At 73.2% G+C, this 15,072-nt stretch carries 14 protein-coding genes and 1 pseudogene; 4 read left to right on the forward strand and 11 right to left on the reverse strand.

The window, feature by feature from the left end:
• Positions 1–194 precede the first annotated feature (194 nt).
• The 4 genes from thpD to ectA all read right to left on the reverse strand — a co-directional run bounded on the left by thpD (position 195) and on the right by ectA (position 3,553).
• Positions 195–1,097, reverse strand: coding sequence for an ectoine hydroxylase (gene thpD / locus AC07AB_RS17115; protein WP_478566883.1), 903 nt, complete (start codon positions 1,095–1,097; stop codon positions 195–197).
• Between the two features lie 35 nt (positions 1,098–1,132).
• Positions 1,133–1,555: an ectoine synthase gene (locus AC07AB_RS17120; RefSeq protein WP_478566886.1), complete on the reverse strand. Its 423-nt coding sequence runs from the start codon at positions 1,553–1,555 to the stop codon at positions 1,133–1,135.
• 75 nt (positions 1,556–1,630) lie between these two features.
• Positions 1,631–2,899, reverse strand: a complete 1,269-nt coding sequence (gene ectB / locus AC07AB_RS17125) for a diaminobutyrate--2-oxoglutarate transaminase (RefSeq protein ID WP_478566889.1) — start codon at positions 2,897–2,899, stop codon at positions 1,631–1,633.
• Positions 2,900–3,004: 105 nt separating this feature from the next.
• On the reverse strand, positions 3,005–3,553 hold the full coding sequence (gene ectA, locus AC07AB_RS17130; RefSeq protein WP_478566892.1) for a diaminobutyrate acetyltransferase: 549 nt from the start codon (positions 3,551–3,553) through the stop codon (positions 3,005–3,007).
• Between the two features lie 464 nt (positions 3,554–4,017).
• Between ectA and AC07AB_RS17135 the strand changes: the two genes are divergently transcribed.
• The gene (locus AC07AB_RS17135; protein WP_478566895.1) at positions 4,018–5,109 is read left to right on the forward strand and encodes an amidohydrolase family protein; all 1,092 of its coding nucleotides are present in this window, start codon (positions 4,018–4,020) and stop codon (positions 5,107–5,109) included.
• A 97-nt stretch (positions 5,110–5,206) separates the two neighbouring features.
• On the opposite strand, the gene AC07AB_RS17140 is transcribed toward AC07AB_RS17135, so the two are convergent.
• On the reverse strand, positions 5,207–6,205 hold the full coding sequence (locus AC07AB_RS17140) for a bile acid:sodium symporter family protein (RefSeq protein WP_478566898.1): 999 nt from the start codon (positions 6,203–6,205) through the stop codon (positions 5,207–5,209).
• Between the two features lie 310 nt (positions 6,206–6,515).
• Here AC07AB_RS17140 and AC07AB_RS17145 point away from each other — a divergent pair, with 310 nt between their 5' ends.
• Together AC07AB_RS17145 and AC07AB_RS17150 are read left to right on the forward strand one after the other, a co-directional pair.
• The gene (locus tag AC07AB_RS17145) at positions 6,516–7,481 is read left to right on the forward strand and encodes an SCO1860 family LAETG-anchored protein (RefSeq protein WP_478566901.1); all 966 of its coding nucleotides are present in this window, start codon (positions 6,516–6,518) and stop codon (positions 7,479–7,481) included.
• Positions 7,482–7,747: 266 nt separating this feature from the next.
• Positions 7,748–7,840 (forward strand): annotated as a pseudogene (locus AC07AB_RS17150) (VOC family protein); the annotation flags it as partial.
• A gap of 71 nt (positions 7,841–7,911) precedes the next feature.
• Here AC07AB_RS17150 and cobC read toward each other — a convergent pair.
• From cobC to AC07AB_RS17165, 3 genes are read right to left on the reverse strand one after another with little or no spacing between them, the layout of a single operon-like run.
• Positions 7,912–8,991, reverse strand: a complete 1,080-nt coding sequence (gene cobC, locus AC07AB_RS17155) for an Rv2231c family pyridoxal phosphate-dependent protein CobC (protein ID WP_478566904.1) — start codon at positions 8,989–8,991, stop codon at positions 7,912–7,914.
• Positions 8,984–9,430 carry a hypothetical protein gene (locus AC07AB_RS17160; RefSeq protein ID WP_478566906.1) on the reverse strand — a complete coding sequence of 149 codons (447 nt, stop codon included), beginning with the start codon at positions 9,428–9,430 and terminating at the stop codon, positions 8,984–8,986. The genes cobC and AC07AB_RS17160 overlap by 8 nt, the downstream gene beginning before the upstream one ends.
• A gap of 57 nt (positions 9,431–9,487) precedes the next feature.
• A complete protein-coding gene (locus AC07AB_RS17165) occupies positions 9,488–9,955 on the reverse strand; it encodes a cobalamin biosynthesis protein (protein ID WP_478566909.1) in 468 nt (155 codons plus the stop codon).
• Between the two features lie 177 nt (positions 9,956–10,132).
• On the opposite strand from AC07AB_RS17165, the gene AC07AB_RS17170 reads away from it, so the two are divergent.
• A complete protein-coding gene (locus AC07AB_RS17170; RefSeq protein ID WP_478566911.1) occupies positions 10,133–10,858 on the forward strand; it encodes a ZIP family metal transporter in 726 nt (241 codons plus the stop codon).
• 41 nt (positions 10,859–10,899) lie between these two features.
• On the opposite strand, the gene AC07AB_RS17175 is transcribed toward AC07AB_RS17170, so the two are convergent.
• Genes AC07AB_RS17175 through AC07AB_RS17185 form a run of 3 tightly spaced genes read right to left on the reverse strand, consistent with a single transcriptional unit; the run spans position 10,900 to position 15,055 of the window.
• Positions 10,900–12,327, reverse strand: coding sequence for a cobyrinate a,c-diamide synthase (locus AC07AB_RS17175; protein ID WP_478566914.1), 1,428 nt, complete (start codon positions 12,325–12,327; stop codon positions 10,900–10,902).
• Positions 12,321–12,917, reverse strand: a complete 597-nt coding sequence (gene cobO / locus AC07AB_RS17180; protein ID WP_478566916.1) for a cob(I)yrinic acid a,c-diamide adenosyltransferase — start codon at positions 12,915–12,917, stop codon at positions 12,321–12,323. Before cobO ends, AC07AB_RS17175 begins: the two co-directional genes overlap by 7 nt.
• On the reverse strand, positions 12,917–15,055 hold the full coding sequence (locus AC07AB_RS17185; RefSeq protein ID WP_478566919.1) for a putative cobaltochelatase: 2,139 nt from the start codon (positions 15,053–15,055) through the stop codon (positions 12,917–12,919). The genes cobO and AC07AB_RS17185 overlap by 1 nt, the downstream gene beginning before the upstream one ends.
• Between the last annotated feature and the right edge of the window lie 17 nt (positions 15,056–15,072).

Consider the following 15,072-nt stretch of genomic DNA (forward strand, 5'->3'; position numbering starts at 1 on the left):
GGTTGGTGGGGGAGAGGGGGGCGCGCCATGGTGGATGCCCCTTTCCGGTTGGAGGCGGCAGAAGCCCCCCCCCCCCCCGGGGGCTCCCCCCGGCTGGGGCCCCCCCCACGGGCGCGGGGGCCGATCACCGCGCGGGCGCGTTACTCCACGCGGGTGCTGCTTCGAGTTCGAGGCCGTGCTGCTTCGAGGCCGTGCTATCTCACGGGCGTGAACGGAGCCCGCGCGCCGATGAACGACGGGCGGGGGACCGGCGCCGCGAAGGGCTCCACCGCCGGGTTCTCCATGCTGTTGAAGACGATGAAGACATTGCTGCGCGCGAAGGGCGTGATGTTGTCGCCCGACCCGTGCATGCAGTTGCAGTCGAACCAGGTCGCCGAGCCGGCCGGCCCCGTGAAGAGCTTGATGCCGTGCTGCTCGGCGAAGCCGGTCAGCGCCTCGTCCGAGGGCGTCCCCGCGTCCTGCATCTTCAGCGACTGCTTGTAGTTGTCCTTCGGCGTCTCGCCCGAGCAGCCGAGGAACGTCCGGTGCGAACCCGGCATGATCATCAGGCCGCCGTTCGTGTCGTAGTTCTCGGTCAGCGCGATCGAGACCGACACGGTCCGCATGTTCGCCAGCCCGTCCTCGGCGTGCCAGGTCTCGAAGTCCGAGTGCCAGTAGAAGCCACTCGCCCCGAACCCCGGCTTGACGTTGATCCGCGACTGGTGGACGTACACGTCCGAGCCCAGGATCTGCCGGGCGCGCTCCACCACCCGTGGATCGCTGACCAGCCCGGCGAAGACCGCGCTGAGCCGGTGCACCTCGAACACCGACCGCACCTTCTGCGACTTCGGCTCCACGATCGAGCGCTCGTCGGCCCGTACGGCCGGATCGGCGATCAGCCGGTCGAGCTCGGCCCGGTAGAGCTCGACCTCGGCCGGGGTGATCAGCTGCTCCACCGAGAGGAAGCCGTCCCGCTCGTAGTCCCGCAGCTCCGCCGGCCCTATCGGGCCCGGGGCCCCAGGGTCGGACCACACCACCGGGTCCTGGCGCTGGGTGGTCACCTCGCTCGTGCCACGGGTCGGGTACAGGTCGGTGGTGCGCTCGGGTGCGGTGGTCATGATCTCTCCTCTCTTGGGCCTGCGGGGCTCGGGCTTCAGCTGCTGACGGTCTCCGGAACGGACTCCGGCTCGGTGAGCAGCGGGTACACGCCGTTCTCGTCGTGGTCCTCACGGCCGGTGACCGGCGGGTTGAAGACGCAGACGCACCGGAAATCGGTCTTCGGGCGCATGGTGTGCTTCTCGTGCCCGTTGAGCAGGTACATGGTGCCGGGGGTGATCAGGTGCTTCTCGCCGGTCTCGTCGTTGGTGAGCTCGGCCTCGCCTTCCACGCACAGCACGGCCTCGATGTGGTTGGCGTACCACATCGATGTCTCGGTACCCGCGTAGAGGGTGGTCTCATGCAGGGAGAAGCCCACCCGCTCCTTGGCGAGCACGATGCGCTTGCTCTCCCAGGTGCCGGTCGCCGCCTTGACGTGCCGGTCGGTGCCCTCGATGTCCTTGAAGGATCGGACGATCACGGTGCGGTGCTGCCTTTCTCTCGTGGGTACATACTGCGCGACGGGCGCCTGCCGCGCCCCTCGCGTGTACTGCGGTCAGGCGGTCTCGTTGACCGCGCGGGCGAGGGTCCGCAGACCCTCGTCCAGCTCTTCGGGGGTGACGGTCAGGGCCGGGAGCAGCTTGATGACCTCGCTCTCCGGGCCGGACGTCTCGATCAGCAGACCGAGTTCGAAGGCGCGCTTGGCCACCGCCGAGGCGCGCGACTTGTCGGTGAACTCCAGGCCCCAGACCAGGCCGCGGCCGCGGTACTCGGCGCCGAGCCGCACGTGCTCCTCGCGGATCGCGCGCAGCGCCTGCTCGACCTGCTCGCCGCGGGCGAGGGTCTGCTTCTCCATCTGGCCGTCGGCCCAGTAGGTGTCCAGGGCCGCGGCGGCGGTGACGAAGGACGGGTTGTTGCCGCGGAAGGTGCCGTTGTGCTCGCCGGGCTCCCAGATGTCCAGCTCCGGCTTGAAGAGGGTGAGCGACATCGGCATCCCGTAGCCGCCGATGGACTTCGACAGCGTCACGATGTCCGGGGTGATGCCCGCCTCCTCGAACGAGAAGAACGCGCCGGTGCGGCCGCAGCCCATCTGGATGTCGTCGACGATGAGCAGCATGTCGCGGCGCTTGCACAGGTCGGAGAGGGCGCGCAGCCACTCGGGGCGGGCGACGTTGACGCCGCCCTCGCCCTGCACCGTCTCGACGATGACGGCGGCGGGGGTGTTCAGGCCGGAGCCCTGGTCCTCCAGCAGCCGCTCGAACCACAGGAAGTCGGGGACGCGGCCCTCGAAGTAGTTGTCGAACGGCATCGGCGTGCCGTGCACCAGCGGGATGCCCGCGCCGGCCCGCTTGAAGGCGTTGCCGGTGACGGCGAGCGAGCCCAGCGACATGCCGTGGAAGGCGTTGGTGAACGAGACGATCGACTCGCGGCCCTTGACCTTGCGGGCCAGCTTGAGCGCGGCCTCCACGGCGTTGGTGCCCGTCGGGCCGGGGAACATGACCTTGTACGGCAGGTCCCGCGGGCGCAGGATCATGTTCTGGAAGGACTCCAGGAACGCGCGCTTGGCGGTGGTGCCCATGTCCAGGCCGTGCGTGACGCCGTCCCGCGCGATGTAGTCGATCAGCGCGCGTTTGAGCACCGGGTTGTTGTGGCCGTAGTTGAGGGCCCCGGCGCCGGAGAAGAAGTCGAGGTAGGTGTGGCCGTCCTCGTCGTACATGTAGCTGCCCTGGGCACGGTCGAAGACGGCGGGCCAGCTGCGGCAGTAGCTGCGCACCTCCGACTCCAGGGTCTCGAAGACGCTCAGGGCGGGCGGGGTGATGGTCACAGCGTTCTCCTGGGAGACGAATCGCGAGGGGGGTGAGTGAGAAGCGATGGGGGGTGTACCGGAGAGGCGCGGTCCTGACTCGGACCGCGGGGGCGCGGGGCCGCCTCAGACCACGATCGGGCCGATGCGGCGCAGCACCTCGGGCTCGTGACCGGCGTCCGGGAACAGCTCGGCGCCGAAGAGGACTTCGCGCTCCATACGGGCGCCGTGCCGCTCGGTGAACGAGGTGAACAGCCGGTTGGAAGGGGCGTTGTCGTCCGTGATCGTGGTCTCGACCTCGTCCACGCCCGGTTCCCGCGAGGTCCGCTCCACCAGCCCGTCCAGCATTGCGGCGGCGAGCCCCCGGCCGCGGTACGCACCGTCGACGGCGATCTGCCAGACGACCAGGGTGCGCGGGCGCTCGGGGCGTATGTAACCGGTGACGAAGCCGACCGGTTCGCCGCCCGCGGACCGCGCCACCGCCGAGGTGGCGGCGAAGTCGCGGCACCACAGGAGATAGCTGTACGAGGAGTTGAGGTCCAGCACCTCGGAGTCGCGGGCGATACGCCAGATCGCGGCTCCGTCCTCCAGACATGGAGTGTCGAGCTTCAGCCCCTCCGGCATTTCGAGAAATTCGCAGCGGGCACGTGCAAGGTCTGCTTGTGCGGCGGTCATGCGGATTGAATTTACCGAGCTAAATTCGAAATTGCATCGCGGGTAGGGGTTACGTCGGATGCGCATTTATGTTAACGCGCGGGGGCCCGCGAGCGCGCGGCTGCTGATTGAGATGTGGCGGTTTGTCCGGTATTTTCCGGGCAATACGGACGTGCTGTGGAGTGTGTCACATCTGCGTAACGGTCTTGAGATTCCCTGGAATTACGCCATCCGGCGTTAGCGGAATCTTGGTGTTTAAGGTCAAGGAAAGCGGGCAGAAGAATCCGGGAAGCTGCGCTTAATAGGATTCTAGGGATGGAATAAATAATTCATCAATAGGTATTGGGGTGCCGATCGCGGGAAGGGGCCCGGAAGGAGTCGGGAAGGAACATGGGGAAGGCTTGCGGGAAAGGCGCCGCGCACCCTCGCGTTCCGCTCGCGGGCGCACCGCGCATACGCGCGATAGGGCTCGTACAGTGCCGTCCATGAGCGATAGCGCGGTGTTGCACATCAAGGGGCGGGTGCTGGTCGGCGCGGAGGACGTACGCGACGAACTGTGGGTGGTCGACGGGCGCATCACATACGAACGGCCGCGCGGCGCGCGGGAGACCACCGCCGTCGAGGGCTGGACGCTGCCCGGCCTGGTCGACGCCCACTGCCACGTCGGCCTCGACGAGCACGGCCCGGTGTCCGCGTCGACCAGCGAGAAGCAGGCGATGACCGACCGCGACGCGGGCGCGCTGCTGCTGCGCGACGCCGGTTCGCCGTCGGACACCCGCTGGATCGACGACCGGGACGACCTGCCGCGCGTCATCCGCGCGGGCCGGCACATCGCCCGTACCCGCCGCTACATCCGCAACTACGCGCACGAGATCGAGCCGGAAGACCTCGTGGCCTATGTGGCGCGGGAGGCGCGCAACGGTGACGGCTGGGTCAAGCTCGTCGGCGACTGGATCGACCGGGAGACCGGTGACCTGTCGGCCTGCTGGCCGCGCGGCGAGGTCGAGGCCGCCATCGCGGAGGCGCACCGGCTCGGCGCCCGGGTCACCGCGCACTGCTTCGCGGAGGAGACGCTGGCCCCGCTGGTCGAGGCGGGCATCGACTGCGTCGAGCACGCCACCGGACTGACGGAGGAGACGATCCCGCTGTTCGCGGAGCGCGGGGTCGCGATCGTGCCCACGCTCGTCAACATCGCGCTCTTCCCCAAGCTCGCGGAGGGCGGCGAGCGGAAGTTCCCGCGCTGGGCCGCCCATATGCGGCGGCTGCACGAGCGGCGTTACGAGACGGTGCGCGCGGCGTTCGACGCGGGTGTGCCGGTCTACGTCGGTACGGACGCGGGCGGCGCGCTGGCCCACGGGCTGGTCGGCCAGGAGGTCGCCGAGCTGGTCAAGGCCGGCATCCCGGCCGCCGACGCGCTGCACGCCACGGCCTGGGGCGCCCGCCGGTGGCTCGGCCGCCCGGGGCTGGAGGAGGGCGCCCCGGCCGACCTGGTCGTCTACGGGACGGATCCGCGTGCGGACGTACGGGTGCTGGGGGCGCCGGACCGCGTGGTGCTGCGGGGACGGGTGATTCGCTGAGGGGCGCGGACGCCGAAGGGCCCGCGGGCGGGGAGGGCCGCTGCCGCGCGGTGGCCTGTCGCGGGGCCGGTCCGCGCGGCGGGCCCAACGGCGGGATCTACTCCGCGCGACGGGCCGAGCGGGCCATCCAGGCCGCGACCAGCGCGCCCGAGATGTTGTGCCAGACGGAGAAGACCGCCGCCGGCAGCGCGGCGGCCGGGCTGAAGTGGGCGGTGGCCAGCGAGGCGGCGAGACCGGAGTTCTGCATGCCGACTTCGAAGGCCATCGCCTTGCTGCCCGGCCTGCCGAGCCGGGCCAGTTTGCCGGAGGCGTAGCCGAGGGCGAGGCCCAGCCCGTTGTGGAGGATGACGGCGACGAAGACGAGCGCCGCCGCGTCCATGATGAGCTTCGCGCTGCCGGACACCACCGTCAGCACGATGACCGCGATGGTGACCGCCGAGATCCACGGCAGCACCCGCAACACCTTGTCGATGTAGCGACTCGCCACCAGCCGCACCAGCACGCCCAGCAGGACCGGCACCAGCACCGTCTTGAGGATGTCGGTGACCATAGCCCCCGCGTCGACGTGCAGGAACTGGTCCGCGAGCAGCAGCGTCAGCGGCGGCGTGACGAGCGGCGCGACGAGCGTCGAGACCGTCGCGACCGACACCGACAGGGCCACGTCGCCGCGCGCCAGATAGGTCACGACGTTGGAGGCCGTACCGCTCGGCGCGCAGCCGACCAGGATCACTCCGGCGGCGAGCTGCGGCGGCAGATCGAGCACGGTGGCGATCAGCCAGCCCAGCCCCGGCATGATCACGTAGTGCGCCACCAGCCCGATCGCGACCGCCCACGGGCGCTTGGCGACGGCCGTGAAGTCCGGCAGCGTCAGCGTGAGCCCCATCGAGAACATCACGATGCCGAGCAGGTACGGGACCGCCGGCGCCCAGCCCGTGAAGGGCGAGGGGAGGGCGAGCCCCAGTACTCCGGCCGCCACGACGAGCAGGGGGAAGACCGTTACCGCGAGGCGCGCGGCCCGGTCGGTGGCGGGGGAGTCGCCCTCGGGGGCGGCTGCTGTCGGGGTCTCGGGGCGCTGGTCCGTCTGCTCATGTGACACAGAACGGCACTTTAGCGATGACCCGCGTATATCGAACAAGCGGTTCCGCATCGTGGACTGGGCGGGGGTGGGGCGGCCCTGGTGGCGGCGTGTGAGGCGAGGGTCCGGAGAGGTGCGAGCACGGGACGAGGAAGGAGCGCCGGGGGAATCGAATCCAGATGCGGAAACCACCCTTTGGAATGAACTGACGGCAGGTAGCTGTCCGTTCACCCTCGGTGCGTCAAACATGACGGGGTCGATGCCGTCGGCGCGCGATGTCCCCCATTGGCCGCGCCGACGGCTCCATGCCTCATGTGGGGGTTCCACACACATGCCCAGCACCACCAACTCCTCCTTCGGCCTGCCCGCACGCCGGCTCGCGTCGATCGCCGTGGCCACCGCGCTCGCCGCCGGGCCCGCCGTCCTCTCCGGCGCCGCGCCGGCGAACGCCACCACCCGCACCGCCACCGGCGACGGCAAGGCCAGCGCGGTCGTCCTCCGGGCGGGGCTCGACGTCTCGCTGCTCGACAAGGCGACCGAGGTACCGCTCACCACCTCCCTGAACGAGGTCCACGCACCCGCCGAGGCCACCGAGACGGCGCTCAACGTCACCCTGGACGGCGTCGCAGGGGGCCACCCCGTCAACGTGCTGCGCGCCGACGCGGCCACGGCGCGCGCCACGGCCGACCGCCACGCCGCGCGGGGGTACGCCAACCTGGCGCGCGCCAAAGTGCACGTACCGGGCCTGCCGCTGCTCTCCCTCATCGAGGTTCAGCAGGTCACCTCCAAGGCCGTGTGCGAGGCGGGCCGCAAGCCGGCCGCCTCGTCGAACGTGCTCGGCGACGTGTCCGTGCTCGGCCGGAAGGTCACCCTCTCGGCGGCCGGTACGACCAGGGTCGACGTGCCGGGCGTCGGCGAGGTCCGGCTCGATCTGTCGAAGACCGCGACCACCTCGCGCACCGCGGCGGCGACCGCCCTCGAACTCAAGGTCGCCGTCAACCCGCTGAAGCTCAACGTGGCGGACGTGAAGGGCAGAGTCACCCTCGCCCGGGCCACCTGCGAGACGCCCAGGGCCACCACCGCTCCGAGCCCCTCCGCGCCCGCCCCCAGCGCCACCGGAGGCCCGGCGCCCAAGCCGCAGACGGGCTCGGGCCACGCCCCCGCGAACCTCGCCGAGACCGGCGGCAACTCCCTCACCCCGTATCTGGCAGGCGGCGCCGCCCTGCTGGTCGCGGCGGGCGCCGGCACCCTCATCGCCGTCCGCCGCCGGTCCGCCGCCGCGCGAGGGCGCGGCTGAGGGATCGAAAGGGCCCGAGGGGGCTGAGGTGCCGGAGGGCGCGAGGGGCTGAGCCCGCGACCCCTCCGCCCCTCCGGCACCGAGGGGACCGGGTCGTGGCTTCTCCGCCGCGGCCCGGTCCGCGTTCCGACGCGCGGCGGACATCACCGGCTCCAGCCGCCCCAGTACCGGACACCACCTGTCCGCTACCCGTGGAATGGTGGATATCAAGCCGCCAGAGAGGCCATAGCCCCTGGCCACGAGGGTGCCGCCGGCAAGCTCCAAAGCTGGCTCAGGGCTCGACGGTGGTGCAGCCCCTGGCGTCGTCGCCGTGGGCGCCGCTGTACGGCATGCTCACCGACCGCTTCGGCGTGACCTGAGTCCTGGACGTGGCGGCCCCGTACAACGGCTGATCCGAGCCGTCCGGGGGACGGGCGTCAGCCGCGGCCCCTCACCCCTCCTCCAACGCCTTGGACAGCGCCACCGCGAAGCGGTCCGTGGTCGCGCGGTCGCGGACGGCCAGGCGGAGGTGGTCCGGGCCGAGACCCGGGAAGGTGTCGCCGCGGCGGGCGGCGAACCCCAGGTCGCGGAGGCGGGAACGGACGCGCCCGGCGTCCGGCAGGCGGATCAGCAGGAACGGGCCCGCCGCCGGTCCGTACACCCGCACCTCCTCGAACTCCGCCAGCCGCGTTGCCAGATGGGCCCGGTCCGAGGCGATGCGGTGCGCGGCGTGGCCGGCCTCCGCGAGGGCCGCGGGAGCGCTGCACGCCTCGGCCGCCGCCAGCGCCGGGGTCGACACCGGCCACAGCGGCTGGGCGCCCGCCAGCGCGGATACGGTGCCGGGCGCGGCCAGCGCGTAGCCGATGCGCAGCCCCGCCAGGCCCCAGGTTTTGGTGAGGCTGCGCAGCACGACCAGGCCGGGCAGGTCCGTGCGCGCCGCCAGGGACTCGCTCTCGCCCGGCACCGCGTCCATGAACGCCTCGTCCACCACCAGGGTCCGGCCGGGCCGGGCGAGCCGGGCGATGTCGCCCGCCGGGTGCAGTACGGACGTGGGGTTGGTGGGGTTGCCGATGACGACCAGGTCGGCGTCGGCCGGCACCGCGTCCGGCGCGAGGCGGAACCCGTCGCGCTCGTCGAGCAGCACCCGCTCCACGTCGTGGCCCGCGTCGCGCAGCGCGGCTTCCGGCTCCGTGAACTGCGGGTGCACGACGACCGGCCGCCGGGCCGGCAGGGCGCGCGCGATGAGGACGAACGCCTCCGCCGCGCCCGCCGTCAACAGCACCCGCTCATCCCGCAGCCCGTGCCGCACCGCCACCGCCTGCCGTGCCGCGCGCCCGTCCGGGTAGGCCGCGAGACCGTCCAGGGAGGCGGCGATCCGCTCCTTGAGCCAGACCGGCGGGGTCCCGGACCGTACGTTCACGGCGAGGTCGGTCAACTCCGCTCCGCCGCCCCGCACTTCGGCGTCCCCGTGATGCCTCAGATCGTGGACCGGCGCCACCGCGCCGTCCATCCCCGTCGCCGGTCTACGCATGGCCGCCCACCGCCTCCTCGTACCGTCCTGTCTCCCTGTCACACCCCATGACCTGCCCGTTCAGCTCCTCCGCCGGGCCGATCGCCTCCGCCGGGGCCGCCTCCACTTCGGGATGGGCCGCCGACCGCGCCTTCGTCCGCCTCCGCCGCACCTGGTCCGGCAGCGCTCCGAGAAGAGCGCGTACGGCGATCCGCCGCGCCCCCAGCCGCACACACCGGTCCGGTCCCGATGCCGCCGCCCGGTCCGGGGGCGTACGCGCCATCTCGCCCGGCGCCGCGTCCAGCCGCCGCTCCAGCGCCGTCGGCGGCTCAGAGCCTGTGTCATGTCCCTGTCCGGGCGCCCGGCCGCTCAGCGCCCGTACGAGCTCCCGGACCGCCTCGGCCTCTCCTTCGTCGGGGGCGCCATGGCCGGGGGTGAGAAGCGCTGGCGGGGTGGTCACTCGATCTCCTCCGTGCTGAGGGGGCAGGGTGTACGGGCGTACGGCCGCCCTCAGACGTTACTTTCGGGCGGGCGTCCCCGCGCAGGCAGGTCCGTTCCGCTCGCCGCCCGCGCCGCGCGCGACGGCGCAGGTCACCCGCGCGGGCCCGGTCGGCGGTGCGGACTTCCGCTTGCCCACCACGAGTTCGCCGCCCGCTCCTGCCGCGAGGAGGGCCGCCGCCTCGGCCACGCTCGGCGTTCCCACGGCCGCCAGCGCCGCGCCGGACGGATGCGGCACCTCGACGCGGGCCAGCGCCCCGGCCCCGTACCCGCGCAGCTCCACTCCGAGGCGGGCGGCGGCGGCCGTCAGCCCGGCCTCGGCCGCCTTCGCCTCGGCCGTCGCCAGCGCGGCGACCTCCTCGGGGCCGATCCCCGCCTCGGCCAGGACCGCGCCGATCAGTCCGAGCACCTCCTCCACCGTGGCTCCTCGGGACGCGCCGAGCCCGACGAAGACCGAGGGCGCGCGGCCGGCGGGGGCGGACGTCATAGCGGGCTCCTGGCGTAGGGCGGAAGGGGGCGGACGATGGCTGAAGAGGTGGCTGAAGACGCCCGAAGGCGCGGGAGGGGGATGGAATCGCGCCCGCCGGACATGCGGGGAAGGGCCGGGGTCAGTAAGCAGGGATCAGCGGACAGCAGGCGGCGGAGCCGAGAGAGAGGTGGACCCGTGCCGGTGGTCATAGCCTTGGGGGCGTTCCTGATGACGCTGCTCGGCGGCTGGACCGCCCAGCGCGTCACCGACCGGCGACACCTGATACTCGGGCTCGCGGGCGGCCTGATGCTCGGCGTCGTCGGCCTCGACCTGCTCCCGGAGGCGCTGGAGGCGGCCGGGAGCGAGGTCTTCGGCGTCCCGGCCGCGCTGCTCTGCTTCGTGCTCGGCTTCCTCGCCGCCCACGCCGTGGAACGGCTGCTCGCCGTCCGCAAAGCGGCCCACGGGCTGGACCCCGACGAACGCGTACCGCAGGTCGGCCTGACCGCCGCCACCGCGATGGTCGTGCACAGCGTCATGGACGGCGTCGCCATCGGCGCGGCCTTCCAGGTCGGCGGCGGGGTCGCGGCGGCCGTGGCGCTCGCCGTGATCGCCCACGACTTCGCCGACGGGTTCAACACGTACACGATCACCAGCCTGTACGGGAACGCGCGGCGCAAGGCCGTCCTGATGCTCTGCGCGGACGCGGTGGCCCCCCTCGTCGGCGCGGCCTCGACGCTCCTGTTCACCCTTCCGGAGCAACTGCTCGGAATCTACCTCGGCTTCTTCGGCGGCGTGCTGCTCTACCTCGCCACCTCGGACATCCTCCCCGAGGCCCACCACGACCACCCGGCCCTGTCCACGCTGGCCTGCACGGCGGCCGGGGTGGGCTTCATCTGGCTGGTCGTCGGCGTCGCCTCCTGAACGGCAGGCGGCCGCCCGGGCACGTACGGCCGCTCGTACGGTCACCGGCGCGGCCCGGACACGCCCGACACGAACCGCCCCGCCGTCCCCGGCGCGCCCGCCCAGTGCACATGCAGGTACGAGGCGTGCACCGAGCCCTGTACGAAGCCCTCGACGCGCCGCTCCGGGTGGGTCAGCCCCCACGCCGGGGCCGCGCCCGCGCCCGGCTCGATCACCGTGCGGTGGAACTCGTGCCCGCGCACCCGCCACCCGGCGGCCGCCAGCGGATTGTCCGCCACCGCCACCGCCTCGCGGTACCCGAGCGTCAGCCGCTCCGACATCCGCGCGGCGGCGGGCAGCACCCCGCACATCGGCTTCTCGTCCAGCGAGCGCCCCAGGTACAGCAGCCCCGCGCACTCGGCGGCGATCGGCGCACCGGACGCGGCCAGCTCCGCCACGGCCTTGCGCAGCCGCTCGTTCGCCGACAGCTCGGGCGCGTACATCTCGGGGAAGCCGCCGCCGATGACCAGCCCGCCCGTGCCCGGCGGCAGCTCCTCGTCCCGCAGCGGGTCGAAGGGCACGACCTCGGCGCCGGCGGCGGTGAGCAGTTCGGCGTGCTCGGCGTACGAGAACGAGAACGCGGCGCCGCCCGCCACGGCCACCACCGGCCTGCCGGCCGGGGTGGTCCCGGAGCGGTCCGCGGCCACCGGCCCGCCCGCCTCCGCCTTAGCCTCCGCCTGCGCCCCTGCCTCTGCCGGGTCCCACGCCGTCTCCGTCAGCGGCGGAGCGCTGCGCGCCAAGGCCAGCAGCGCCTCCATGTCACAGCCCTCGCGGACCTGCGCCGCCTGCGCGGCCACCGCCTCCAGCGCCTCCGCGTGCCGCTCGGCGGCCGGTATCAGGCCGAGGTGGCGGCTGGGCGTGCTCGCCGTCCGTACGCGCCGCAGCGCGCCCAGCACCGGCACACCCGCCCCGTCGAGCGCCTCGCGCAGGAGGTGCTCGTGGCGGTCCGTGCCGACCTTGTTGAGGATGACGCCCGCGAGCCGCACCTCCGGGTCCCACGAGGCGAAGCCGTGCACCAGCGCCGCCACCGACCGGGACTGCGACGACGCGTCGACGACGAGCACGACCGGCGCCCGCAGCAGCTTCGCGACATGCGCGGTCGACGCCAGTTCGCCCTGGCCGCTGGCCCCGTCGAAGAGGCCCATCACGCCCTCGACCACCGCGAGGTCGCAGCCGCGGGCGCCGTGCAGGAAGAGCGGGGCCACCCGCTCCGGGCCGCACAGGTACGCGTCCAGGTTGCGCCCCGGCCGCCCCGTGGCGAGCGCGTGGTAGCCGGGGTCGATGTAGTCCGGGCCGACCTTGTGCGGGGACACCGCGAGCCCGGCCGCCGCGAAGGCCGCCATCAGCCCCGTCGCGACGGTCGTCTTGCCGCTCCCGGACGCCGGAGCGGCGATGACCAGGCGGGGGACGGTGCGGGGAACGCTCACCACTCGATGCCCCGCTGGCCCTTCTGACCGGTGTCCATCGGGTGCTTGACCTTCGACATGTCGGTGACCAGGTCGGCGAAGTCGATCAGTTCCTGGGGCGCGTTGCGGCCGGTGATGACGACGTGCTGGGTGCCGGGCCGGTCGCGCAGCACCGACACGACCTCGTTCACGTCCACCCACCCCCAGTGCATCGGGTAGGCGAACTCGTCGAGCACGTACAGCTTGTACGTCTCGGCCGCCAGGTCCCGCTTGACCTGCTCCCAGCCCTCGCGCGCGGCCTCCTCGCTGGACGTCATGTCGCGCTGCACCCAGGACCAGCCCTCGCCCATCTTGTGCCAGGCGACGGTCCCGCCCTCGCCGCTGTCGCCGAGCACCCGCAGCGCGCGCTCCTCGCCGACCTTCCACTTCGCCGACTTCACGAACTGGAAGACCCCCACCGGCCAGCCCTGATTCCAGGCCCGCAGCGCGAGTCCGAACGCCGCCGTCGACTTCCCCTTGCCGATGCCGGTGTGCACGAAGACCAGCGGCCGGTTGCGGCGCTGGCGTGTGGTGAGCCCGTCCTCGGGCACGACTGACGGCTGTCCCTTGGGCATTACGCGGCCTTCCGTGTGTTCTGTACGGTCCGGACGAGCGCGGAGACGCTGTCCGCGCGCAGTTCGTCGAGCGTCACCGCCGGGCCCCGCAGCTCGCGCGCGAGCTGCCCCGCCAGCCCCAGCCGCACCGGCCCGGCCTCGCAGTCCACGACCACCGACGCCGTGCCCCCGCCGGCCAGCAGCCGCGCCGCGCGGGTCGCCCGCACGACCGGCTCGGGCCCGCCCGTCGCCCGGCCGTCGGTCACCACGACCAGCAGCGGGCGGCGCGAGGGGTCCCGCATCCGCTCGATGCGCAGCACCTCGTGCGCGGTCAGCAGACCGGCCGCCAGCGGCGTCCGGCCCCCGGTCGGCAGCTGCTCCAGGCGCGCCGCGCCCGCCTCCACCGAGGACGTCGGCGGCAGCGCGACCGCCGCCTTCGACCCCCGGAAGGTGACCATGCCGATCTTGTCCCGGCGCTGGTAGGCGTCGAGCAGCAGCGACAGCACCGCGCCCTTGACGGCGCTCATCCGCTTCCGGGCCGCCATCGACCCGGAGGCGTCCACGACGAACAGCACGAGGTTGCCCTCGCGCCCCTCGCGCACCGCCTCCCGCAGATCGTCCCGGCGCACGAGAAGGCCCGGCCCGGACCGTCCGCGCACCCGCTGATGGGGGGCGGCGGCCTGGACGGTGGCCGCCAGGTGGAGCTTGGACAGGGCGCCTTGAGGGCGGCGCGCACCGGTCGTACGCCCGTGCGCGGTGCGGGCCCGCGAGCGCCGCCCGTCCGCGCCCTCACCGAGCCCCGGCACATCCAGCCTGCGGGTCTTGAAGGGCTCGGCCGCGGCCACGGCCCCCACGGTCGGGGCCCCTTCGCCGTCACCGGCGTCCGCGTCCGCGTCGGGACCGTGGTCCCCGCGGGGCTCCTGCGGGGCGCTCTCCTGCCGCTGGGGCGCGTCTTGCTGCCCCGCGCCGGACTCCTCGCGCTGCGTGGGCAGTTCCGGGCTGTCGGGCCCGTCCCCGTCCTGCGGCGATCCGCCGCCGGGGCCGTCGTCCTCCGGGCCGCTCCCGCCCGGACCCTCATCGTCCGGGCCCTCCGGCTCGGGCTCCGGGTCCGGCTCCGGCTCGGGGTTGTCCTCTTCGAACTGCCGCAGGATCTCGTCGAGCTTCTCCTCGTCCAGACCGGGCGCGTCGAAGGGGGCCCGCCGCCGCCGGTGCGGCAGCGCGAGCAGCGCGGCCTGCCGCACGTCCTCGGTCACCACGTTCGAGCGGCCCGCCCACGCGGCCAGCGCCGTCGCGGTCCGCGCGGTCACGATGTCCGCGCGCATGCCGTCCACCTCGAACCCCGCGCACACCGCGGCGATCCGCCGCAGCGCGCCGTCCCCGAGCAGTACGGACGGCAGCAGCGCACGCGCCGCCGCGATCCGCTCCCGCAGCGCGTTCTCCTCGGCCGCCCACTTCGCGGAGAAGGCCGCCGGGTCCTCGTCGTACGCGAGGCGGCGGCGCACCACCTCGACCCGCTCGTCCGTGTCCCGCGAGGCCGCGACCTCCACCGTCAGGCCGAACCGGTCCAGCAGCTGCGGGCGCAGCTCGCCCTCTTCGGGGTTCATCGTGCCGACGAGGAGGAAACGGGACGCGTGCCGTACGGAGACGCCCTCGCGTTCGACGTAGGAGGCGCCCGTGGCGGCGGCGTCCAGCAGCGCGTCGACCAGGTGGTCGCCCAGCAGGTTGACCTCGTCGACGTACAGCACGCCCCGGTGCGCCGCCGCCAGCAGGCCCGGCTCGAACGCCTTCACGCCCTCGGACAGCGCCCGCTCGATGTCGAGCGCGCCGACGAGCCGGTCCTCGGAGGCCCCTACGGGCAGTTCGACCATCTTCGCGCCGCGCGAGTCGGCCCCGCCGCCCGTGCCCCCCGCGCCGCTCTCGTGCGGCCCGTCGGGGCACTGGGGGTCCGGGGCGGCGGGGTCGCAGGAGAAGCGGCAGCCGGGTACGACCGCGACGCCGGGCAGCAGCGCCGTGAGGCCGCGCACGGTCGTGGTCTTCGCGGTGCCCTTGTCGCCCCGTACGAGCACACCGCCGATGGCGGGCGAGATGGCGTTGAGCAGCAGGCCCAGCCGCATGTCCTCCATCCCGACGACCGCGGTGAACGGATAGGTGGTGCTCATCCGGTGATCACTCCTTC

This window comes from Streptomyces sp. NPDC044033 (assembly GCF_056434425.1).